Annotated in this window: 20 protein-coding genes; 5 read left to right on the plus strand and 15 right to left on the minus strand. The window is 72.0% G+C overall.

Translation table 11 applies throughout. The features are described from left to right. Positions 1-109: 109 nt before the first annotated feature. The 10 genes from DLJ59_RS15565 to DLJ59_RS15610 all read right to left on the minus strand — a co-directional run bounded on the left by DLJ59_RS15565 (position 110) and on the right by DLJ59_RS15610 (position 11591). Entirely contained in the window at positions 110-574 is a 465-nt protein-coding gene (locus DLJ59_RS15565; protein ID WP_124773305.1) for a MaoC family dehydratase, read from the minus strand. Between the two features lie 20 nt (positions 575-594). After that, positions 595-1743, minus strand: a complete 1149-nt coding sequence (locus tag DLJ59_RS15570) for an acyl-CoA dehydrogenase family protein (protein ID WP_124773307.1) — start codon at positions 1741-1743, stop codon at positions 595-597. Between the two features lie 46 nt (positions 1744-1789). Further along, on the minus strand, positions 1790-4612 hold the full coding sequence (locus tag DLJ59_RS15575) for an AAA family ATPase (protein ID WP_124773309.1): 2823 nt from the start codon (positions 4610-4612) through the stop codon (positions 1790-1792). 64 nt (positions 4613-4676) lie between these two features. Further along, positions 4677-5288 carry a TetR/AcrR family transcriptional regulator gene (locus DLJ59_RS15580; RefSeq protein WP_124773311.1) on the minus strand — a complete coding sequence of 204 codons (612 nt, stop codon included), beginning with the start codon at positions 5286-5288 and terminating at the stop codon, positions 4677-4679. 319 nt (positions 5289-5607) lie between these two features. Continuing rightward, positions 5608-6894: an ABC transporter substrate-binding protein gene (locus tag DLJ59_RS15585; RefSeq protein WP_124773313.1), complete on the minus strand. Its 1287-nt coding sequence runs from the start codon at positions 6892-6894 to the stop codon at positions 5608-5610. Between the two features lie 83 nt (positions 6895-6977). Beyond that, complete coding sequence (locus tag DLJ59_RS15590) at positions 6978-8090, minus strand: branched-chain amino acid ABC transporter permease (protein WP_124773314.1); 1113 nt, start codon at positions 8088-8090, stop codon at positions 6978-6980. Next, a complete protein-coding gene (locus tag DLJ59_RS15595) occupies positions 8087-8965 on the minus strand; it encodes a branched-chain amino acid ABC transporter permease (protein ID WP_124773316.1) in 879 nt (292 codons plus the stop codon). The genes DLJ59_RS15590 and DLJ59_RS15595 overlap by 4 nt, the downstream gene beginning before the upstream one ends. 30 nt (positions 8966-8995) lie before the next feature. Beyond that, positions 8996-9718: an ABC transporter ATP-binding protein gene (locus DLJ59_RS15600; RefSeq protein WP_208648708.1), complete on the minus strand. Its 723-nt coding sequence runs from the start codon at positions 9716-9718 to the stop codon at positions 8996-8998. Between the two features lie 58 nt (positions 9719-9776). Then, positions 9777-10562, minus strand: a complete 786-nt coding sequence (locus DLJ59_RS15605) for an ABC transporter ATP-binding protein (protein ID WP_124773318.1) — start codon at positions 10560-10562, stop codon at positions 9777-9779. 138 nt (positions 10563-10700) lie between these two features. Next, positions 10701-11591 carry an alpha/beta hydrolase family protein gene (locus DLJ59_RS15610; protein WP_124773320.1) on the minus strand — a complete coding sequence of 297 codons (891 nt, stop codon included), beginning with the start codon at positions 11589-11591 and terminating at the stop codon, positions 10701-10703. A 183-nt stretch (positions 11592-11774) separates the two neighbouring features. Here DLJ59_RS15610 and DLJ59_RS15615 point away from each other — a divergent pair, with 183 nt between their 5' ends. Beyond that, the gene (locus DLJ59_RS15615; RefSeq protein ID WP_124773322.1) at positions 11775-14036 is read left to right on the plus strand and encodes a catalase; all 2262 of its coding nucleotides are present in this window, start codon (positions 11775-11777) and stop codon (positions 14034-14036) included. Between the two features lie 63 nt (positions 14037-14099). Here DLJ59_RS15615 and DLJ59_RS15620 read toward each other — a convergent pair whose 3' ends face one another. Beyond that, positions 14100-14969 (minus strand): LLM class F420-dependent oxidoreductase, encoded by an 870-nt coding sequence (locus DLJ59_RS15620; RefSeq protein WP_124773324.1) that lies wholly within the window; start codon positions 14967-14969, stop codon positions 14100-14102. Between the two features lie 149 nt (positions 14970-15118). Between DLJ59_RS15620 and DLJ59_RS15625 the strand changes: the two genes are divergently transcribed. The 3 genes from DLJ59_RS15625 to DLJ59_RS15635 are packed head-to-tail and all read left to right on the plus strand — an operon-like array spanning position 15119 to position 18419. After that, positions 15119-16261 carry an acyltransferase family protein gene (locus DLJ59_RS15625; protein ID WP_124773326.1) on the plus strand — a complete coding sequence of 381 codons (1143 nt, stop codon included), beginning with the start codon at positions 15119-15121 and terminating at the stop codon, positions 16259-16261. Further along, entirely contained in the window at positions 16258-17400 is a 1143-nt protein-coding gene (gene alr, locus DLJ59_RS15630; RefSeq protein WP_124773328.1) for an alanine racemase, read from the plus strand. The genes DLJ59_RS15625 and alr overlap by 4 nt, the downstream gene beginning before the upstream one ends. After that, complete coding sequence (locus DLJ59_RS15635; protein WP_124773330.1) at positions 17397-18419, plus strand: D-alanine--D-alanine ligase family protein; 1023 nt, start codon at positions 17397-17399, stop codon at positions 18417-18419. The genes alr and DLJ59_RS15635 overlap by 4 nt, the downstream gene beginning before the upstream one ends. A gap of 18 nt (positions 18420-18437) precedes the next feature. Here DLJ59_RS15635 and DLJ59_RS15640 read toward each other — a convergent pair whose 3' ends face one another. From DLJ59_RS15640 to DLJ59_RS15655, 4 genes are read right to left on the minus strand one after another with little or no spacing between them, the layout of a single operon-like run. Next, complete coding sequence (locus DLJ59_RS15640) at positions 18438-18953, minus strand: hypothetical protein (protein WP_244236047.1); 516 nt, start codon at positions 18951-18953, stop codon at positions 18438-18440. Then, positions 18950-20407, minus strand: a complete 1458-nt coding sequence (locus DLJ59_RS15645; protein ID WP_124773331.1) for a sensor histidine kinase — start codon at positions 20405-20407, stop codon at positions 18950-18952. Before DLJ59_RS15645 ends, DLJ59_RS15640 begins: the two co-directional genes overlap by 4 nt. Further along, the gene (locus DLJ59_RS15650) at positions 20404-21096 is read right to left on the minus strand and encodes a response regulator transcription factor (protein ID WP_124773333.1); all 693 of its coding nucleotides are present in this window, start codon (positions 21094-21096) and stop codon (positions 20404-20406) included. Before DLJ59_RS15650 ends, DLJ59_RS15645 begins: the two co-directional genes overlap by 4 nt. A 16-nt stretch (positions 21097-21112) precedes the next feature. Beyond that, positions 21113-22090, minus strand: coding sequence for a phosphatase PAP2 family protein (locus tag DLJ59_RS15655; protein ID WP_124773335.1), 978 nt, complete (start codon positions 22088-22090; stop codon positions 21113-21115). A gap of 268 nt (positions 22091-22358) precedes the next feature. Here DLJ59_RS15655 and DLJ59_RS15660 point away from each other — a divergent pair, with 268 nt between their 5' ends. After that, positions 22359-22859 carry a winged helix-turn-helix domain-containing protein gene (locus DLJ59_RS15660; protein WP_124773337.1) on the plus strand — a complete coding sequence of 167 codons (501 nt, stop codon included), beginning with the start codon at positions 22359-22361 and terminating at the stop codon, positions 22857-22859. The last annotated feature ends 35 nt before the right edge of the window (positions 22860-22894 follow it).

Below are 22894 nucleotides of genomic sequence, written 5' to 3' on the forward strand. Positions count from 1 at the left end.
GGCTGGGTCGGAGACGTCTACAAGCTTCAGGGCACCGCAAGTTCCGGAAGTTCTCTCGCTACGCTACCGAACGTTCGCGGCACCTCGACGAGCCCCGAACGAGCGGGATTCACTGCTCCACGGCGCGGTAGAGCCGGCTCACGGTCTCGGCCACGCAGACCGGCTTCCCGCCGCTGTCGCTCTCCACGACGACCGTCACCAGCAGCTGCACACCGCCGGTCACCGGCGACACGTCGGCGATGGTGGCGGTGGCGCGTACGGCGGCGCCGACCCGCAGCGGCGCGGGGAAACGCACCCGGTTCAGCCCGTAGTTGACCCCCATCGCCACCCCCTCGACCCGGTAGAGCCCGCCCGCCAGGGCCGGCAACAGCGACAGGGTGAGGTACCCGTGCGCGATCGTCGCGCCGAACGGCCCCGCCGCGGCTCGGACCGGGTCGACATGGATCCACTGATGGTCGTCGGTGGCGTCGGCGAACAGGTCGACACGGCTCTGCTCGACACGCTGCCACGGACCGGGCCCGAGGCTCTCACCGGTCGCGGCGGCCAACTCCTCGAACGAGGTGAACACTCTCATGCCAGGTCTCCCTACAGCTGTTAGAAGGCGTTGACGCCGGTGAGCGCGCGTCCGATGAGAAGTTGCTGGATCTGACTGGTGCCCTCGTAGAGCGTGGCCACCCGCGCGTCCCGCAGGTACTTGCCGACCGGGTACTCGTCGATGTAGCCGTACCCACCGAACACCTGGACCGCGTTGTTGGCCGCGCGGACGGCGGCCTCACTGGCGAAGAGCTTGGCCGTCGACGCCTCGGTGGCGAACGGCTGGTCGCGGTCGATCAGGTCGGCCACCTGCCACACCAGCAGCCGGGCGGCGGCGGTGTCCACAGCGATGGCGGCGAGCAGTTGTTGGACGAGCTGGTGCCCGGCGATCGGCTTGCCGAACTGGGTGCGCTGCCCGGCGTAACCGACGGCCGCGTCGAGGCAGCCCTGGGCGATGCCGACACACCCGGCGGCGACCGACATCCGCCCCTTGGCGAGGGTGGCCAGGGCCAGCCGGAATCCGCCGCCCTCGGCACCGAGGCGGGCCGTGTCGGGCACGCGTACCTCGTCGAAGCCCAGCTCGCCGGTGGCCTGACCGCGCAGGCCAAGCTTGCCGTGGATCTCCCGTCGGGTCAGCCCCGGGCTGTCGGTGGGCACCAGGAACGCGCTGATTCCCCGGTGCCCGGGGCCGCCGGTGCGGGCGAAGACCAGCGCGACGTCGGCGGTGGTGCCGTTGGTGATGAACGTCTTCGTTCCGGTGAGCAGCCAGTCGGTGCCGTCGCGGACCGCGCGGGTGCGCAGTGCCGCCGCGTCCGAGCCGCTGTCCGGCTCGGTCAGCGCGAAGCAGCCGAGTGCGCTGCCGGCGCAGAGCTGTGGCAGCCACTCGGCCCGCTGTTCCGCGCTCCCGTGGGCGGCGATCGACTTCGCGACCAGGCCGAGGGAGACCGAGACGATGCCGCGCACCGCCGAGTCGCCTCGGCCCAGCTCTTCCAGGACCAGGCAGTACGCCAGATGGTCGCCGCCGGAGCCGCCGTCGGCCTCGGCGATGGTCAGCCCGAGGAAGCCCAGGTCACCGAGCATGCCGACGATGGCGGGGTCGACCGATTCGCGGCGATCCCAGGCGGCCGCGTGCGGCAGCAGCTCGCGGTCGGCGAACTCGGCGGCCAGCTGGCGGACCGCCGCCTGCTCGGCGGAGAGGGTGAGGTCCATGACGCTCAAACTAGCGGTGATAGTTTAATGCGTCCAGACCGGAGGATCACCGGTCGGAGGCCAGACCGACGTGCCGTTCCGCGGTGAACGCGCGGGCCAGCTCGGTACGGGAACGGATGCCCAGCCGGTGGAACACGTTGCGCAGGTGGTGGTCGACCGTACGGGTGGAGAGGAACATCCGGGCGGCGATCTCCCGGTTGGTGGCACCCTCGGCGACCAGCTCGGCGATCCGCAGCTGCTGGCCGGTCAACAACCGCGCCGCGGGCAGGTCCGGCGGGCCGATCGACTCCCCGGCCGCCCGCAGCTCCGTGGTGGCCTGCTCGGCCCAGCACTCCACCCCGAGCAGGCTGAACATCTCGCGGGCCTGGTGCAGGTGCGTCCGCGCGTCGCGTGGGCGTCGACTGCGGCGCAACTCCTGACCGAAGAGCAGTTCGGTGCGGGCCCGCTCGAACGTGCCGGCCTCCGTCGGGTGCAGGCGTAGCGCCGCCTGGAAGTCCCGCTCCGCCTCGGCGCCGCCCCGGGGGGCGAGCAGCGCGTGGCACCGCGCGGACAGGGCCCGGCGCAACGGGCTCGCGGTGCTGCTGGCCCACCTGTCGAACGCGGCGAGCGCGGCCGTCGCCGCAGGCCGGTGCGCCAGATGCGCCGCCGCCTCCACCAGGTACGGGGTGGCCATCACCTGTACGAGGACCTGACCTCGACCGGTGCCGAGACGGGCCAGCGACGCCAACCGGTCCGCGGCCTCGGCGTGCCGGCCGTCGACCAGGTCGAGCACCGCCAGGGCCCACGCGGCGAGCGCGTGCGGGCGGCTGCCCGGCGTCGGCGCCTCGCCGATCTCGCGAATCCGCCGCAGGCTGGTGGCCCGGTCGACCCGGATCGCGGCGAGGACCGCGAGCATGCCCAGATGGACATTGGCGCAGTTGACCTGGCCGGTGGCGCGGGCGGCGCGCAGCCCGTCGCGAGAGGTCTCCGCCGCCGCCTCATGGCGACCCAGCCAGTACTCGGCCACCGCCCGCAGCTCCAACGCCCGCGACAGCATGGACAGCTCGCCCCGTACCCGGGCCAGCTCGACAGCGCGCTCGGCGAGCCGGTGGGCCGCGCCGTCCACGGCCACCAGCAGTCCGGCCGCCGCGGCACAGCTGAGCGCGGTGGGGGTCAACGCCGAACCGGTCAGCCGGCCGCCCAGCACCACGGCGCGGCGCAGCGCGGGCCCAGCTCGCTCGTGGTCGCCCCGCAGGGTCGCCGCCACCCCGGCGATCAGCGAGCCCATGAGTTCCATCGCCGGCGGGTCGTCCGGGCGCCGCAACGCCAGCGCCCGCCGGCCCATCTCGGCGTACCGGTACTGGTCACCGGCGAAGCAGACCGCCTCGCCGGCCCGCACCAGCCCGGCCAACGCGAGGGCTCTGTCGGTGCCGTGCACCGCCGCGGCGGAGGCCAGCAGGGTGACCGACGCACTCGACGCGGTGCCGCAGCGCAGCTCCAACTCACCGCGGAGCAGGTCGGCACGCGCGCGCACGACCGGGTCGGCGCAGAAGGCGCGGAGACGGTCGAGCAGCAACCGGGCCGCGTCGGATTGCCCACCGGCCCAGGCGTACCGGGCGGCGGTCAACAGACGGGCGGCGGTCAACCGCGGATGATCGCTCAACTCGGCGGCCCACCGCAGGGCCACCGACGCGGCGGGCCAGCCGTCGGAGCCACCGACCGCGGCCTGTTCCAGCTCGGCGGCGAGGGCCGGATCGGCACCCGCCGTCGCGGCGGCGAGGTGCATCGCCCGGCGGAGCCGCTGCCCCGGCGCGACCAGCACCTCGGCGAGCAGTCGGTGCGCCGCGCGGCGCTCCGCGAGCGGCGCGCTGGCCGCGATCATCGTGCGCACCAGCGGCTGCGGAAAGGTGACACCTCGTTGCTCCACGCGGACCAGACCGGCGACCTCCGCCGGGGCGAGCGCCTCGACCTCGGCGCCGGCGGCTGCCACGGCCCGGATCAGGGTGCCCGGCGCGCCGTCCTCGTCGAGCGCGGCGAGCAGCAGCACCCGTCGGGTCTCCGGTGGCAGCCGGTCCAGTCGGGCACGGTACGCACGACCGAGCGCTCCATCCGCCGGTGGCGCGGCGGGCAGCGGCTCCTCCCCCCGCCACTGCCCCGCGCTGAGCACCTCGGCGAGATCCGCCAGGGCCTGCGGGTTGCCGCCGCCGATCGTGGTCAACGCGGCCAGGGCCGACGCGGCGGGCCGCTCGGGGAGCCGGTCGACGCCCTCGCGCTCGGTCAGCTGACGGAGCCGGTCGGTGAGGACGGCGCTGCTCTCGTGCTCGGTCAGCGCCCGCAGTCGGTGCGCCGGTATCCCGTCGAGGTTGGCGGTGAGGTCCGCGGTGAGCAGGACGGCGAGCGGCAGGTGCCGCAGTCGGCGGGCGACGAATGCCAACACCTGCGCGGTCTGCGGGTCACCTCGGTCGATGTCGTCCATGGTGGCGAGCAACGGCCGCTGCTGGGCGGCGGCGGCGAGCAGCCCGAGCACCGCCATCGACAGCGTCAGTTGCCGGTCGGCCGGGCAGCTCTCCCCGGCCAGCGCTCGGCGCAGCAGTTGGCGCTGCTCGGTGGGCAGGGCGGTGGCCCGGTCGAGCACCGGGTCGACCAGACGTTGCAGGCCGGCGTACGGCAGCGCGGCCTCCTCGGCGAGCCCACTGCCGGCGAGCACGGTGCGGCCCTCGGCGTGCCGATGGGCGTAGCCGACCAGTGCCGTCCGGCCCGATCCGGGCTCTCCGCGCAACAGCAGGGCACCGCCGGCGTTGGTCATGCCGTCGAGCAGGCTCCGAACAGCCCGGCACTCGTCGTCCCGGCCACGCAGCACGGTTAGTTGCACTCTTGATGCAGTAACCATGTCTGCCAGTGTTACCCATCGGAAACCGAATGGAAAGAGGGTGCGATATCGGGCCGGGCCGGAATCAGTCGGGCGCGACCTCGGCCAACAGGGCGCCCACGGTCCGGGACATCACCGCGCGGGCCTGGTCCACGCCCAGATCGAGCCCGTAGCGCAGCATCGACCAGGACTGCCACGTGCTCGCCGCCACCAGGGCGTGCAGCAGTTGCTCCCGCCCCGGCCCGGCCTCGGCCAGCTCGACGGCGAAGAGCTCCTCGACCTCGTCGCGGACCCGTTCGATGTGCTTGAGACGGTTGCGGTGCAGCTGCTCGGAGAACGGCTCACGCATCTGGGCGGCCCGCGCCGACGGCGCGATGAGCTGGAGCAGCCTCGCCCGCTGCCGGCAGTACGCGTCGACCCGCTTCGCCAACGGCAACCCGGGTGAGATCGGCCGGTGGGCGGCGTCCTGCTGGCGGAGCACCTCCGCGCCGCTGGCCTCGAAGAGCGTCTCCATGTCCTTGAAGTTGGTCCAGAGGGTGCGCAACGAGATCCCGGCCCGTTCGGCGATGCGCTCCCCGGTCGGGCGGAGGTCGCCCTCGGAGATGAGCGCGAGGTGCGCCTCGACGATGGCCGCGCGGGTCCGCTCGGCGCGGGCGGTGCGCCCGTCGACCCGGCCCGCCACATCGACCCCGTCCATCCGCCCCCGCCCTCTCACCGTCACGGCGTCCTCCGACGCACCGCCGAGTCTAGACAGGGGTTGATCAGCATCCCCGGACGCTCCGCCGATGCCGTCATCCGACCCGGCCGGTCCGCGGGGCGCCGCCGTCACAGACGATGGCCTGCCCGGCGAGTCGATCCGAATATGCATTCACGGTGCAGATAGTAGGAGCATCGATCGGTATCGGTCAACGCCTCTGACCATCGACTCCCGGCCGTGCCAGCGGCACGCGGGCAGCCGTCCGACCGGGCGTGGTCAGGCGGGACCACGCCCGGTCGGACGTCGGAGCTGCGGGGCCTCAGGAGACGGTCGGCACCCCGTTCGCCGGCGGCGCGGCCGGGGCGGCGGTGTACTCCTTGACCGGCCCGTCCGCCTCGTCCGTCTCGTACGCCGGCCCGAAGTAGCTCTGCACTCCCCCGCTCACCCGGCTCAGCCGCTGGCCGCCGTACCCGGAGTGGTCCGTCGCGGAGAAGCGCAGCGGCACCAGCCCGGGGCCCTGGAAGCCGCCCTTCTGCACGGCCTGGAGCACCTTCTCCCGGGTGAGGTCCTTGCCGGCGGCGAGCAACGTCTGCACGAAGAGGTAACCGACCGACATGCCGTAGACGGTGTTGCCGTCGAACGGCGCGTCCCCGTTGTGCTCCTTGTTGATTCTCGTGAAGAGCTGGATCCACGGGTTCGCGGTGTCGTTCTGCATCGGCAGGTAGTTGGTGCCCACCATCCCCTCCAGGATCGGGGCGGCGGCGCCGAGCTGCTTGGCCAGGGTCGGGTGGTCGGCGCCGACGTTGGAGACCAGCCACTGCGCCTTGAAGCCCAACCGTGCGGCGGTGCCGATCGACAGCGCGGTGAAGCCGGGCACGGTGGCGAGCACGACGACCTTGCACCCGGCCGCCTTGAACGCGCCGATCTGCGGTGCCACGTTGGTGTTGCTGGTGACGTAGGTCTGCTTGACCGCGACCGCCCCGGGACCGAGCACAATCTCCACACCGGCCAGACTGTCCCGGCCGAAGTCGTCGTCCTGGCCGAGGAAGCAGACCTTCTGGCCAGCCAGGTTCGCCTTCGCGTAGTTGGCCAGGATCTTGCCCTCGACCGTGTAGTCCGGGTTGAACCCGAACGTGCCGGGATACTTGTCCGGCTGGTCCCAGCTGCGGCTGCCGGAGGCGACGAAGAGATCCGGCACCCGGTTGCTCTTCAGGAAGTCGAGCACCCCGGTGTGTGTCGGCGTGCCGAGACCGTTGAGGACGGCGAAGACCTTGTCCTGCAGGACGAGTTGACGCACCACCTGCTGGGTGTTCGCCGGGTTGTAGCCGTCGTCCATGATCTTGTAGGTGATCTTCCGACCGTGCACACCACCGTTGGCGTTGACGTAGTCGAAGTACGCCTTCGTCGCCGGGGCGATCTTCGAGTAGCCGGCCGAGGCCGGCCCGGTGAGCGGCATGTGGGTGCCGACGACGATCTCGGTGTCGGTGACACCCGGCACCGCCGCCCCGCCGGAGCCGGGGCCGTCGTCGCCGCTACAGCCGGCGGCAGTGACGAGCAGTGCGATGGTGCTGGCGATCGCGAGGCCGCGATGCGCTTTACGGTGCATGGGAAACACCGACCTTTCTCGGTCCGGTTGTCAGGGAACGGTGTGGTGGTGGGGCGCCCGGCCGAGGCCGGACCGAGGACAGCTCAGGAACGCCGGGTCGGCCGCCTGGCCAGCAGAGCCCGGCCGAGACGCGACAGCAGACCCTGCACACCGCCGGGGGCGGCGATCATGACGACGATCAGGGTGAGTCCGAAGATCGCCAGGGGAAGGTTGCCCTCCAGCCGTTGCGCCACCGCGGGCGAGAGCGTGAGCATGTCGGTCAGCGAGTGGGTGAGGTCGGGCAGGGCGACCAGCAGAACGGCCCCCCACAGCGCGCCGGTCAGTCGACCCAGGCCACCGATCACCACGGCCATCAGCAAAAACAGCGACAGGGTCAGCGAGAACGCCCCGGGTGAGACGCTCTGCGCGAGCACCGCCAGCAGCGCGCCGCCGAGCCCGGCGGTGGCGGCGCTGACCACGAACGCGAGGACCTGGGTGCGGGCCACGTGGATGCCGGCGAGGCGGGCCGCCACCTCGTCGTCGCGGACCGCCCGGAAGGTACGCCCGTACCGGCTGCGGATCAGGTTCGCCAGCAGCAGCAACGCGAGCAGGGTGGCCGCGCCGGTGACCCAGAGCTGCCACCGCTCGTACGGGAAGTACGCGCCGAGCGACAGCGGCGGCGGCTCCACCGGCACCGACAACCCCTGCTCGCCGTTGAAGACACCGTCGAACGTGACGGCCAGCGCCGGCACCACCACGGCCACGGCGAGGGTGACCCCGGCCAGGTAGGGACCACGCAGCCGGGCCGCGGCCACCCCGACCACCGCGCCGACCGCGACCGTGCTGACGACCGCCGCACCCAGCGAGAGCGGCAACAGCCAGCCGCCGGTCATCCCCCGGTCGGCGAACGCGGTCTGGCACAGCGCCACGGTGTACGCCCCGGTCGCCATCAACGCGCCGTGCCCGAGCGACAGTTGACCGTTGAGCCCGGTGAGGACGGTCAGCCCGGCGGTCGCGCAGAAATAGGCGACCACGGTGGCGAGCTGGAAGTTGCGGAACGGCTCCACCGCGTAGCTGAGCGCCAGCAGCAGCAACCCGGCGGCGAGCACCACCGCGAGGTGGCGCAGCAGGGTGGAGCCGCGTCGCCGGTCGACCGGTCGGCCGCCCGGCTCGTCGAACTGCTGTCTCGGCGGCAGGGCCGCCCTCGTGGCGCTCACACCCGCCTCGCCGTGACCGGGGCGAACAGCCCACCGGGCCGGACCAGCAGCACCGCCAGCAGCAGGACCAGCACCGCGAGGGGCGTCAGGTCACTGCCGGCGTAGCCGCTCACGTAGGAGAGCACGAGCCCCACCACCAGACCGCCGACCACCGCCCCCGGTGGACTGTCCAGCCCGCCCACCACCGCCGCGGTGAACGCCGAGACGAACACCAGGTCCATCGCGTGCGGGTGCAGGCCCAACTCGGTCGGCAGGACCAGCATGGCGGCCAGCGCGCCCACCCCGGAGGCGAGCGCCCAACCGAGGGTCAGCATGCCGCCGACGTTGACGCCGAGCAGCCGGGAGACCTCGGGGGCGAAGGCCGCCGCGCGCATCCGCAACCCCACCGGGGTACGCGCGAACATCCAGGCCAGACCGCTGACCACCACCCCGATCGTGGCGAAGACGAACAGGTCGTACGGGGACAGCACGGCCAGCCCGCCCACGGTGAGAGCGGACCGGCTGAACGGCGCCTCGGCCGGGCGGAACTCGCTGCCGTACACCATGCCCAGCACCGCCTGGATCAACAGCACCAGCCCGAGCGCGACGATCACCGGGTTCAGCGGCGAGGCGTGATCGACGTGCCGCATCACCACCCGGTCCACCAGCGCGCCGAGCAGCAGGCCGGCGACGATCGCGACCACGAAGCCCAGCCAGTAGGAGCCGGTCGCGGCGCTGACGGTGTAGGCGACGTACGCGGCGGCGACGGCCATCGCCCCCTGGGCGAAGTTGACGACCCGCGCCGCCCGCCAGATGAGCACCAGGGCCAGCGCGAACGCGGAGTACACCGCGCCCCGGGACAGGCCGTCGACGGTGAGGAAGACGAAGCGGTCCAACAGTCCTCCCTCCGGGGGACGAGGTGGTGGTCAGAAACCGAGGTACGCGTGGCGCAGGTCGACGTCGTCGCGCAGCTGCACCGCCGGGGCGGCGATCACCACCCGACCGAGGGACATCACGACGCCCTGGTCGGCGACGGCGAGCGCGCTGCGCACGTTCTGCTCGACCAGCAGGACGGTCAGGCCGGTACGGTCGCGTAGTTGGCGCAGCAGGGCCATGGTCCGGGCGACCACCCGCGGTGCCAGGCCGAGCGACGGCTCGTCCAGCAGCAGCAGACGGGGTCGGCCGACCAGGGCCCGACCCAGCGCGAGCATCTGCCGCTCACCGCCGGAGAGCTGGTGACCGAGGTGCCGGCGACGGCGGGCCAGCGGCTCGAAGAGCTGGTAGACCTCGTCGAGGGCCCGCCCCGCGTCGGCCCGGTCGCGCCGCCACAACCCGCCGAGGCGCAGGTTCTCGTCGACCGTCAGCTCGCTGATCACGCCCCGGCCCTCCGGGACGTGCGCCATCCCGCGTCGGACGAGCTGCTCCACCGGCGTACCCCGAAGGTCCTCCCCGGCCAGCAGGACCTGGCCGGCGGCCGGGCGGATCATGCCGGAGAGGGCACGCAGGAGGGTGGTCTTGCCGGCGCCGTTGGCGCCGACGACGGCGGCGATCGTGCCGGCCGGGACGGTGAGGTCGATGGCCCGCAGCACCGGCGCCGCGCCGTAACCGGCGACCAGCCCCCGCACCACGAGTAGGTCGCTCGCGCTCACACCGTGCCACCTTTCGTTCGCGACTGCGGGGCTCGCAAGCCCGGCTCACTCCTCGCGCTCACGGGGTGACCTCCTCGACGGTGGCACCGAGGTACGCGTCGGTGACCGCGGGGTCGTCGCGGATCTCGTCCGGGGTGCCGGCGGCGATGACCCGGCCGAAGTCGAGCACCACGATCTCGTCGCAGACGGCCATCACCAGGTCCATGTGGTGCTCGACCAGGAGCACGGCACAGGGATCGGTGTCCCGCCGGGGCAGTTGCCGGACCAGCTCCGCCAGCTCGGCGATGTCGTCGGCGCCGAGGCCACCGGCCGGCTCGTCGAGCAGGAGCAGGCGGGGCCGGGCGGCGAGCGCGCGGGCCAGGGCGACCCGCTGGCGTACGGCGAAGGGCAGGGTGGTCGGCGCGGCCTCGGCGTGCCCGGCGATGCCCAACTCGTCGAGGATGGCCAGGGCGTCCGCGCGGAGCCGGCGCTCGTCGCGGTCGCTGGCTGGCAGCCCGAGCAGCGCCGGGACGAAGCCGGCCCGAGCGGTGTGCGAAGCGCCGGTCATCACGTTCTCCACGACGGTGAGCCCGGCGAAGAGCCCGGTGCCCTGCAAGGTCCGGGCGATGCCGAGCCGGGTCAGCCGGTGCGGCCGCGGTCGCAGCGGCCGATCGTCGAGAGTGAGCGAACCCGTCTGCGGCGCGACGAAGCCGCAGATCACGTTGAAGAGCGTGGTCTTACCGGCGCCGTTGGGCCCGATCACGCCCACCACCCGGTTGGGTGGCACCCGCAGGGACACGTCGTCGAGGGCGGTGAGGCCGCCGAAACGGACGCCGATGTGGTGCAGTTCGAGGCCGCGCTCCATCACCCATCCCTCTGTCGTGGCGGGTGTTTATTTACACCCGCAGTGTACGTTTCTCGGGTATGGCGTCAAGACCTTCAATGCCCCCGGTACGCAGGTGGACGGGGCGGTCGCCAGCGGCGACCGCCCCGTTGACCGCCGTCAGGCGCTGGGACAGGTGTTGCGGTACTCCTGGATCTGCGAACCGCTCGGGCCGGGGCAGAGGAACTGCTCGTAGCGGGTGTCGTCATCGACGAACCGCTTCAACCAGGCCACCATCTGCCGCGCGGTCGGGGTGTTCGTGGTCTGCGGGAAGAAGTGGCTCGCCCCGTTCAGCTCCAGGTACGCCTTCTCGGCGGACGCCGGGATGCTGTTGTAGAACGGCACGGAGTGCGTCGCGACCGGCGCGACACTGTCGCTCTCGCCACCGATGATCAGGGTCGGCACCCGCAGCTCGGACCAGCTCTTGTCCGTGTTCCAGGGCGCGAGTGGCACCGCGGCCTGCAACGACGGTCGCGACGAGGCCGCCTCCAGACTGCCCCCGCCACCCATGGAGTGACCGGCCACCGCGAGTCGACTGCTGTCGATCCGGCTCCGCACCGAGCTGCGCTCGGTGAGGTAGTCCAGCGCGGCGAGCAACTGCCGGCCCCGGCTGTCCGGCTGATCCAGCCGGGTGTTGGTCTCGATGCCGATCACCACGAAGCCGTGCGAGGCGATGCGCGGCCCGAGCCAACTGATGCTCGACCAACTGGCGGTGAAGCCCGGCGAGATGGCGATGGCGCCGAAGGTGCCCTCGCTGGTGCTGGTCGGGTAGTAGATGACGCCGCCGCCGAAGCCGACGACGCTCAGCGAGGACACGCTCTGCGAGGCTGTGGCGAACGGGCCGCGACTGGCCTCCAGGATCGCGGTGGTCGGGGCCGGGCCCCTCTCGTACGGGCTTGCGGCCTGCGCGACGCCGGCCGGGCCGGCCAGGACGCCGCCGGCGGCCAGGACGGCGGCCAGCGCGAGCCGGGCTACGACGGAACGGGGACGGGTGGTGGTTGGTGAGGACACGTCGGGCACTCCCTAGAGTCGAGGGATATCGACGTGTGTCAGTTTCAGCCGCTCCGCCGTTCCCGGCATCGGCGAAATCACCAGTCCCCGCGAAGGATGCCGCGACCAGATGCGTTTCGACCCCCTGACCAGGGGTAGCAGGGCAGGCGCATGCCCGTACACGCGCCATGGAGGGTTCGTTCAGTGGATTCCAGCAAGCCCGCCGAGGCGGTCAAGAACGCCGTGAAGACCGCCTCAGGAAAGATCGCCGACGCCCTCACCCCGGATGTCCCCGGTGCGCCGGGGAGCGCGCCACCGTCCGTCGAGGAGCCAACGACCCCGCACGACCCGCTGCCGCCGAAGCCGGAACAGGGAGCACCGCAGACGCGTACGCCGACCGGCGCGGAGACCGGCGCGCCGACGACCGCGAACGGTCAGCAGGGGGCCTACCTCACGACCGCGAACGGGGCGCGGCTGCGCGACACCGACCACTCGCTCAAGGCCGGCCCGCGCGGCCCGGTGCTCCTGCAGGACCACCACCTACGCGAGAAGATCACGCACTTCGACCACGAACGCATTCCGGAGCGCGTGGTGCACGCCCGGGGCGCCGGCGCGCACGGTGTGTTCACCGCGTACGGCTCCGCCGAGGCGGTCACCAGGGCCGGCTTCCTCAAGAAGGGGCGCGAGACCGAGGTCTTCGTCCGCTTCTCCACAGTGCTCGGTTCGCGGGGTTCGGCCGACACGGTCCGCGACACCCGTGGCTTCGCCACGAAGTTCTACACCGACGAGGGCACCTTCGACCTGGTCGGCAACAACATGCCGGTCTTCTTCATCCAGGACGCCATCAAGTTCCCGGACATCATCCACGCCGCCAAGCCGCACCCGGACCGGGAGATCCCGCAGGCGCAGAGCGCTCACGACACCTTCTGGGACTTCGTGTCGCTGCACACCGAGGCGCAGCACCACACCATCTGGAACATGTCCGACCGGGGCATTCCGCGTTCGTACCGGACGATGGAGGGCTTCGGCGTGCACACCTTCCGCCTGGTGAACGAGGCCGGGGAGACGGCGCTGGCCAAGTTCCACTGGAAGCCCAAGCTGGGCGTGCACTCGCTGACCTGGGAGGAGGCGCAGCTGCTCGGCGGCATCGACCCGGACTTCCACCGCCGTGACCTCTACGACGCCATCGAGGCCGGCGCGTACCCCGAGTGGGAGCTGGGCATCCAGGTCTTTCCGGACACTCCCGAGGAGACCTTCGCCGGCATCGACCTGCTGGACCCGACGAAGATCGTGCCGGAGGAGCTGGCCGAGGTGCAGCCGATCGGCCGGCTGGTGCTCAACCGGACGCCGACGAACTTCTTCGCCGAGACCGAACAGGTCGCCTTCCACCTCGGTCACCTGCCGCCGGGCATCGACGTCACGAACGATCCGCTGTTGCAGGGCCGGCTCTTCTCGTACCTCGACACGCAGCTCACCCGGCTGGGCGGGCCCAACTTCCCGCAGATCCCGATCAACCGCCCGCACGCCGCCGTGAACGACATGCTGCGCGACGGCTTCCACCAGCACGCCGTGCACGCGGGCGTCGCGCCGTACCGGCCGAACTCTCTCGACGGCGGCAACCCCTTCCCCGCCGGGGACGCCGAGCACGCCTTCGTCGACGTGCCGGTCACTGTCGCGCAGGCACCGAAGGTCCGCGCCAACCCGGCCTCGTTCGACGACCACTACAGCCAGGTCCGCCTGTTCTGGCTGAGCATGTCGCCGGTCGAGAAGGAACACATCATCCGGGCGTACACCTTCGAGCTGGGTAAGTGCTACCACCAGGCGATCAAGGAACGTCAGCTGCGGAGCCTGGCCAACATCGACCCCGTGCTGTGCGAACAGGTCGCCACCGGCCTGGGCCTGCCCGCGCCGCAACCGACCGTGCCGCTCGCCGACGTCGCGCCCAGTCCGGCGCTGTCACAGGTCGGTCGAGAATGGCCGAGCGACGGCCGCACCGTCGGGATCGTCGTCGACCCCGGCGGCGACCTGGACGGCGTCGACGAGGTCCGCCGGGCCGTGTTCGGCGCCGGCATGGTGCCGCTGCTGATCGGCCCACACGGCGGCATGGTGGGCGACCTGCCGGTGCAACGCACCTTCGCCACCGGCCGGTCGGTCGAGTTCGACGCGGTCCTGCTGGCCGGAGCGCCGGCCCCCGCGCCGGACGCCCTGCCCGCCCGCGACGCCAAGGCGGGCCGGCCGGACCCGGCGACCGTGGACCCTCGCGTGCTGCTGCTCGTCGAGGAGTGCTGGCGGCACGCCAAGGCGATCGGCGCCTGGGGCGCCGGCGTCACGGTGCTGGAGCAGGCCGGTGTCGCCGGCACCCCGGGCGTCGTGGCGGCGGGCTCGGGCGCCGAGGCGCTGACCGCGGTGCAGCAGCTGATGGCCGCGCACCGGGTGTGGGAACGGTTCCCCGCCTCCATCGCCTGACCCGACCAACCCGACGAGGGCCGTCCTCCGCAGTACCGGGAGGACGGCCCTCGTCGCGGCGAATCAGCCGATGTCGGCCAATCGGGGCAGCACCTCGCTGAGCCGCTGGGCGAACTCCACCGGGTGCCGATCCGGCGTCACCTGCACCTCGCTCACACCGAGCGCGGCGTACGCGGACACCTCGGCGAGGAACGCGTCGGTGTCGTCCAGCGGCGCCTGGGAGGCAACCACCGTCTTCTCGATCGTGTCGTAGTCGCGGCCCTCGGCGGCGCAGTGCCCGCGCAGCACGTCCAGCTTGCGCGCGACGTCGTCGGTGCCGCCGCGGCCGAACAGGTTGCAGGCGTCGGCGTACCGGGCCACCAGCAACAGGGTCTTCTTCTCGCCACCGCCGCCGATCATGATGGGCGGGTGCGGGCGGCTCAACGGCTGCGGCGAGTTGATGGTCTCGGCGAGCTGGTAGTGCTTGCCGTTGAACGGGCCGTCGTCGGCACTCCACATCTGAAGGCAGATGCGCAGCGTCTCCTCCAACCGCTCGAACCGCTCGGCCACCGGTACGACCGGCACACCCAGCCCGAGCTGCTCCCGCTCGTACCAGGAGGCGCCGATGCCGAGGCGGGCCCGACCGCCGGAGAGCACGTCGAGGGTCGTCACGGTCTTGGCGAGCAACCCCGGGTACCGGTACATCACACCGGTGACCAGCACGCCCAGCGTCATCCGCTGTGTCTTCGCCGCGACGTAGCCCAGCGTGGTGTACGCCTCCAGCATCGGCTCCTCGGCCGCGAACACCGCGTCCATCTGGAAGAAGTGGTCCATCACCGTGAACGACGCGACGCCGGCCTGCTCGGCGCTGGTCGCCGTCTGTGCCAGGGTCGGTGCGATCGCAGCCGGGTCGGCCGGGGTCGAGTAGTTCCAGTAGTGCAGCCCGAGCTTCATGTTCGGCACCTCCGCAACGAGCCTAGTGCCGCCGGGCGTCCGTCGGGGGCGGCTCGGCACCGCCTACGAACCGGGTCCGGCCACGTCCATTACCGGATCATGACAATTCGTGGATCACGTGCGGATATCCGGCTGGCAGCTTTTGGTGAGTGATCCAACAGCTGTCTCCCACCGAGCCCCGGCCCGCCGAAGTGGACCCGGACGCGCCGCGCGTCCGGTTCCGCCACCGGTACCGGAGCGGAACCCCCGCCTCCGGATCAAACCGGGCGCAGTGGGCCGATGCCGCGAAGGGCGTCTGCATCCTCCTCGTCGTCCTGTGGCACGTCGTCGTGAAGGACTATCTCCAGATCGACTGGCACGTCGGCGTACCGGTGCCAGGCTTCTGGGGGGCGCTGGGTGAGCAGTTCCTTCCGCTGCGGATGCCGCTGTTCTTCACCATCTCCGGCGTCTTCGCGGCGAACGCCGCCCAGCGGCCGTGGCGGCTGGGCGCCCGCAGCCGGATCGCCGGGTTCCTCTACCTGTACGCCGTCTGGCTGCTGATCCACACGGCGGTCCTCGCCGCCGCGCCGCAACTGCCGACCGACCGTGCCACCTCGGCGCTCGGCCTGCTGGAGCAGCTCACCATCACGCCGTCCAACCTCTGGTACCTGCACGCCCTGGCGCTGTACTTCACGATCGCCAAGGCGACCCGTCGGGCGCCCTGGGCGCTGGTCCTGGTCCCCGCCGCCGCGCTGTCCGCCGTCGCCGCCGCCGGCCTGCTCGACACCCCGGGCAACCGTGCCGGTCTCTACCAGAACCTGGTCTTCTTCCTCGCCGGGCTGTACCTGCGTCCGCAGCTCGAGCGGTGGGCCGCCACCGCCAGCAGCCGCCGGTTGTTGCTGACCTCGGCCGGCTATGTCCTGGCGCTCGCCGCGATGGCGGTGACCGGCGCCCAGCGGTGGTTCGGTGTGTGGCCGGCGATCTCCGTACTGGCAGTGATCTTCGGCATAACCGCCGCTGCCCGGCTGGCCTCGTGGTCGGCGCTCAGCAATCCGCTGGCTAGGCTCGGCCGCATCACCCTGCCGATCTACGTCATCCACATGCCGGTCCTGGCCCTACTGCACCGGCTGTTGGTCGTACCGGTTTCCGGGCTGGGTGGGTCCGCTCAGGGCCTGCTCGTGTTCGGTTATCCGATTCTGCTGACCGGGTTGGTGATCGGCCTGAGCCTGGCCGTGCACCGCGGGCTGCTCGCGGTTCGCGCCGGCTGGCTGTTCGCGCTCCCCGGCCAGCGCCGGGCGGAGGCGGCCCGATGAGCGCCCTCGCGGAAGCGCTGATCGACCTGGACGCGATCTCCAGCAACGTGCGGACCATCGCGTCGGTCACCGGCACCGGGCTGATGGCCGTGGTGAAGGCCGACGGGTTCGGCCACGGCGCGGTGCGGGTGGCCCGGGCCGCCCTGCGTGCCGGCGCCGCCTGGTTGGGGGTGACTTCGACGGCCGAGGCGCTGGCCCTGCGTGACGCGGGTGTGACCGCGCCCACGTTGAGCTGGCTGCACGGCCTGGATGACGACTTCGGTATGTTGATCAAGGGCGGCGTCGACATCGGCGTGTCCACGACGACACATCTGCACGCCGTGGCCGACGCGGCCCGTCTGCTCGGCGTGCCGGCGATGGTGCAGCTCAAGGCGGACACCGGGTTGTCCCGCAACGGGGCCGCCGGGGACGACTGGCCCGAGTTGGTCGGTTGGGCCCGCAAGTACGAACGAGAGGGCGGGATCCGGGTGCGCGGGGTGTGGTCCCACCTCGCCGACGCCGACCTGCCGGGCGCTCCCGTGCTCAGCCGGCAGGTGGCGATCTTCGAGGAGGCGCTGCGGACCGCCCGGTCGGCTGGTCTGGACCCCGATCTCGTCCACCTGGCCAACTCGGCGGCCGCGTTGTCCGCCCCACGGACCCGCTTCGACCTCTGCCGGATCGGGATCGCCCTCTACGGCGTCGACCCGTTCGGCGCGACCGGTCCCGGCGAGTACGGGCTGCGCGCCGCGATGACAGTGCGGACGAGCGTGGTCAACGTCAAACGGGTGCCGGCCGGCACGGGCGTCTCCTACGGGCCCGAACACGTGACCCGCGCACCGACCACGCTGGCGCTGCTGCCGCTCGGTTACGCCGACGGGCTACCCCGGGCCTCGGGTGGTCGCGCCTCGGTGTGGCTCGCCGGTCGGCGGTGCCCGATCGTCGGACGCATCGCCATGGACCAGTGCGTGGTCGACGCCGGGGACCTCCCCGTGGCGATCGGCGACCCGGTCGTGGTGTTCGGCCCAGCCGAGGGTGACCAGCACCCTCCGACGGTCGCCGAGTGGGCCCGTTGGGCCGACACCAACCCACACGAGATCTTGACCGGCATCGGGGCCCGAGTGGCCCGCGAGCACCTCCACGGAAGGGCACGGAACTCATGACAACCCGACTGGCAGTGCTGTACGGCGGGCAGAGCGGCGAGCACGAGGTGTCCTGCCGCTCGGCGGCGAGCATCCTCGCCCACCTGGACCGTGAGCGGTACCAGGTCACCGAGGTGCTCATCGACCGCGACGGCGGCTGGCATGTCGGCGGCCGACCGACGCCACTGCCCGCGGCATTGCGCGTGCTACGCGCCCAGGATGTGGTGTTCCCGGCCCTGCACGGCCCTTACGGCGAGGACGGCACCGTGTCGTCGCTGCTGGAGTGGCTCGGCGTGCCGTACGTCGGCAACGGTGTCTTCGCCAGCGCCGCCGGCATGGACAAGGGGGTCACCAAGCGGCTCCTCGCGGCGGAGGGCCTGCGGGTCAGCCCGGGGGTGACCCTGCGTCCCGGCGAGGAACTGTCGCCCGCTGACCGGCGTCGGCTGGAGCTGCCGGTCTTCGTGAAGCCGGCGCGGGCCGGGTCGAGTCTGGGCGTCGTCAAGGTGGACGACTGGGCGGGGGTTCCCGCCGCGCTGGAGCAGGCCCGCCAGGTCGACCCGAAGGTGCTCATCGAGCAGGGCGCGCGGGGGCGCGAGATCGACGTGGCCGTCCTGCAACACCCCGACGGTCGGGTGCAGGCCGGCCCGCCGCTGGAGATCCGGGTGACCGGCGCCGGTTTCTTCGACTACGACGCGAAGTACGACGGCGGGGCGATCTTCCAGATCCCCGCCCCGCTCGACGCGGCGACCACCGAGGTGCTGCAGGACCGGGCGATCCGCGCCTTCCAGGCCCTCGACTGCCGCGGGCTGCTGCGGGTCGACTTCTTCCTGCCCACCGAGGGGTCGCGCGAGCCGATCGTGAACGAGGTCAACACGTTCCCCGGTTTCACCGCCGCGTCGCAGTTCCCGCAGATCTGGCAGCAGGCCGGCATCGGGTTCGCCGACCTGATCGACATCCTGATCGCCGGCGCGCTGGCCGACCAGGACCCCGGCCACCACAGCGGGTTGCCCCGGCAGGCCCGCGCTGTCGACCTGGTGTGAGGTGGTGTCGGCGCCCGGTCACCTGGCGGGACACCGGCGGGCTGGTTGGGCGCCGTCGGACCCGACGATGGTGACCGGGGCCGGACCCCCCACCAGGCCGGCCTGGGCGGCCGCATCGGCCGCCGTGCAGATGATCTGGTCGATCGCCGTCGGCGACAACGCCCGCGTCGGACCGGTCACTCGCACCGTGAGGTCACCGAATCGACCGGTCGCGGGCGTCACCTCGATGGCCGCTGTCAACCCGGTTGGCACTTCGCTGGTCAGCCCCTGGTCGCGTTCGTTCTGCTGCGGGCCGGCGGCGAGTCGGGCAAGCGCCTCGCTCGGTGGGGTAGGGGTAGTTGGCTTGACGGGGCGCAGGACCAGCACGAGTTCGCCCTGCGCGACCAGATAGAGCCCGATGCCCTGCGCTGGCCCGCTGACCGCGGAACGACCGGTGATCACAGGGCTGGGGCGTACCCCACAACCCGCTGCCAGCAGCGTGCCGAGCAGCAGTCCGCCGGCGAGCAGCGCGCGGCCGGTCCGCCGGCCGGTCACCGGGCACCTCCGGCGTCCGTTGTTCCGCGGGGCAGCCGGAGCGTGAAGACCGCGCCGCCGCCGGGCCCGTTGCCGGCGACGAGACTCCCCTGTCGCTCGCCGTGGCGGTGCAGGCGCGCGTTCTCCCAGGAGATGGCGAGGCCGAGGCCGCTGCCCTCGGAGCGGGTACGCGCGGTGTCGGCCTTGTAGAGGCGGTCGAAGACGTGCGGCAACACCTCCGGGTCCAGTCCCGGTCCCTGGTCGGCCACCTCGATGGTGATCCAGTCCGCGTCGGCGCTCAGGCGTACCGACACCGGCTCGGCACCGTGCCGGAAGGCGTTGCCGACCAGATTCGCGACGATGACGTCGAGCCGACGGGGATCGAGCCGGGCCACCACCGCGGGCGGCAGGTCCGCGTGTACCCGGTCGGCCCAGCCGCGCATCCGCAGGGTCGCGGTCACCGCCGCGGCCACGTCCACGTCATCGAGGGCGAGCCGTGCCGTACCGGAGTCGAACCTGCTGATCTCGATGAGGTCGTTGACCAGTTGGGTGAGGTTCTGCGTCTCCTGGCTGACCAGCCGGGCGGCTCGTCCGGCGTCCCCGGGCAGGTGGTCGGCCTCCTCGTCGAGCACGTCGGTGACCGCCGTCATCGCGGCCAGCGGCGTACGGAGTTCGTGCGAGACGTCGGCCACGAAGCGGCGGGCGTCGGATTCCATCCGCCGCAGCTCACCGACCTGCCGCTCCAGCGTGCCCGCTGTGTCGTTGAAGGTCCGTGCCACGTCGGCCAGCTCGTCGACGCCCCGGACCGTCAGCCGGGTGCTCAGGTCGCCCTCACCGAGACGGCGGGCCGCTCGGCCCAGGTCGCGCACGGGTCGCAGGACGCCGCGGGCGGACAGCAGGGCCAGCAGGACGGCGAGCAGCAGCGACAACCCGCCGGTCAGCCACGCCCTGGTGGCGAGTTTGTCGATGCTCTGCTGCTCCGGCACGAGATTGCGCACCGAGTAGACCTCCAGCCCGGATGGCTGGGACGTGCCGTCGGGGCGGTCGATCCTCAGTTGGGTGCCGATGAGCAGCGTGGGCTGCCCGTCCTGCGAGACACGCTGCCAGGCGATCTGGCCGTCGCCGACCTCCTGCCGCAGTTCGGGGGTGAGTGAGACGGGTGTCAGCGAGCCCTGTTCCCGCATGTCCCGGTAGATGACCACCGCGTAGCCCTCGCGGTCGGAGAGCCGCTGGGCCAACAGGTGCAGCTCGTCCTGGGTCGGCGGAAGCTGCAGGACCGGGTAGACCTTGGCGAGTTGGTCGGTCAGCGCCATCACCGCGGCGTCCTGTGCCTGCTGGAGGATGACGGTCCGGGCCTGGAAGTAGCTGCCGCTGGCCACGACTGCCGTGGTGGTGACCCCGAGCAGCGCGAACGCCAGGAGCAGCCGGACCCGTAGGCCGGAGACCTGGGCGGCGATCGAGCGCCAGGGGGTCACAGGGGCCCGAACCGGTATCCGAAGCCACGCACGGTCTGGATGAAGACCGGCGCCGACGAATCGGCCTCGATCTTGGCGCGTACGCGCTGGACGCAGGCGTCAACGAGTCGCGAGTCGCCGAGATACCCGTGCTCCCACACGGCCTCCAGCAGTTGCTGACGGCTGAGCACCTGACCGGGCGTGTGCGAGAGTTCCAGCAGCAGCCGCAGCTCCGTCGGGGCGAGGCTGACCGGCGTCCCGTCCTTGCTGACCACCAGCGCGGCCCGGTCGATGGTCAACGCGCCGTGCTGTTCCAGGCCGGCCCGGTCGCCGCCGCGCCGCGAGTCGCCACCGGTCCGTCGCAGCACCGCCCGGATGCGTGCCTCGAGGACCCGGGCCTGCACGGGCTTGACCACGTAGTCGTCGGCGCCGGCCTCCAGGCCGGCGACCACGTCCATGTCGTCGTTGCGGGCCGTGAGCATGATGATCGGCAGGTCACCGAGCTGCCGGATCCGACGGCAGACCTCGAACCCGTCGATCCCGGGCAGCATGAGATCGAGGACCACGACATCGGAGGGGGTCGTGCGTAGCCGCTCCAGGCCCTGCTCGCCAGTGCCCACGGCGTGCACCGTGTGACCCTGTCGGGTGAGCGCCAACTGCAGTCCGTCGCGCACCGTCTGGTGGTCTTCGATCAACAGCACCTGGGACATGTCGTCAAGTATCCCATCATGAGATCTTTCGCGTTTCGGTCGACGGCAGCGACCGCGCGCGGCCCCGTGCGGAGAGCGGCACCGCGAAATCCGTCGAACGCACCAGGAACACCACAGCACCCACGAGGACCATCGTCGACGCGGCGACGGCCACGATGGCGATCAGCAACCCGCGCTGCACCGACCCGGCGAGAGGGGGCACGACCGTCACCAGTGCCCCGATCAGCACGACCAGCCCCGCCACCGCCTCGGCCAGCCCGCGCCAGAGGCCGGCACCGGCAGAACCGCCGGCCGCGTCGCGGTCGCCCGGCCAGGCCGCCAGGGCGGCCGCGGCCAGGCAGAACAGGGTCACCCCCAGCAGTACGCCACCGAGCACGTCACTGAACCGGTGCCAGCCCGCGATCATCGTGGCGGCGGCGATCACCGAGACCCCCGCCGCGCCCGGCACCGCCAGCCAACGCCGGGCCAACCGGGGCAGGACCAGCATGAACGCCAGCAGCAGTGCGGTCGCCGCCGCCACGTGACCGCTGGGGAAGCTGTTGTGGGTGGTGGAACTCTCGATCCCCAGATCCGGGCGGGGCAGTTGCTCCTTCACCGCGCTGGCCACCAGCACCGCGCAGACGACCATGCCCACGCCGACGACCCCGGCCACCAACCGGCGGCGGAGCACGCCCACCAGCAGCACCACGCCGAGCAGGGCCGCGATGAGCGTCGGGCTGCCGAAGGTGGCCAGTACCGTCTTGGCCGGGCCCACCAGCACGGTCTGCTGCTCGTACCCGCCGCCGCGCTGGGCGGGCGGCAGGAGCACCCCGTCCAGCCACTGCCCGGGATAGGTCCGCACGAAGACGGCGGCGGTGAGGGTCAGGGCGAGCAGACCGCACAGCGCGGCCGCGAGCAGTCGGAGCCCCAACGGCACCGCCGCGCGGGCGTGCGGCAGCGGTCGTGCCGAACCGGGTGTCGACCGCGCCACGGAATACAACGATCCGATGGACATGCCAACATGCTCGCCCCGGCAGGTCCGTACGCCGTACTCGGATTGTCTTGGTTCTGTCACAAACACCCCCACCGCTTTCGGAAAAGCGCATGGTCGTCGGTGGGGTGGGGTGGGCCTGACGGTTCGACGAGATTCACATGCTTACATGCAACTATGTTTTACCCGGCCGAGATCAGCCACCACTAGGGTCAGGACGCCGATCGATGTCTCAGTCGGCGTTGCGCGAAATCCATCCGGAGTGATGTGGGGAACCGGAAGGTGTTGGCACATGCAGGGATCTCCAGTCGCCAGCCTGGTCATCGGCATCGCATCCTCGCCGGCCGAGCGACGACATCTGGCCCGGCTACTCGGCGGCAGTGACGCCTTTCTGATCGTCTCGACCGTCGATCAGGCCCGAGAGTTTCTCGGGGTGGTCGAGGCGCCCGCCGTCCCGGCTCAACCGACCGGGGCAGCCCTCCCCGAGGTCACGCCGAGCCCACCGCCACCGGACCTGGCCGTCGACTCCGACCGTCGGGTGCTGCGCTGGCGTGACCAGGAGATCGACCTGACCCGGTTGGAGCACGACGTCCTGCTCTGCCTGGTGCACGCGCCCGGCCAGGTCTGGACCTACGAGCGCCTGCACCTTGAGGTCTGGGGCAACCGGCACCTCGGCCGGGGCTCGGACATGCACTCGGTCGTCCGCCGGGTGCGCGCCAAGCTCGCTCGGCTCGACGCCGCGGCGACGATCCACTCGGTACGCGGCGTCGGCTTCCGGCTCGCCCCCGTCTGATCACCCCGAACGCGGTCCGGCCCGCCTGGTCGAGG

The sequence above is a fragment of the Micromonospora inaquosa genome (assembly GCF_003857055.1).
GTDB lineage: Bacteria > Actinomycetota > Actinomycetes > Mycobacteriales > Micromonosporaceae > Micromonospora > Micromonospora inaquosa.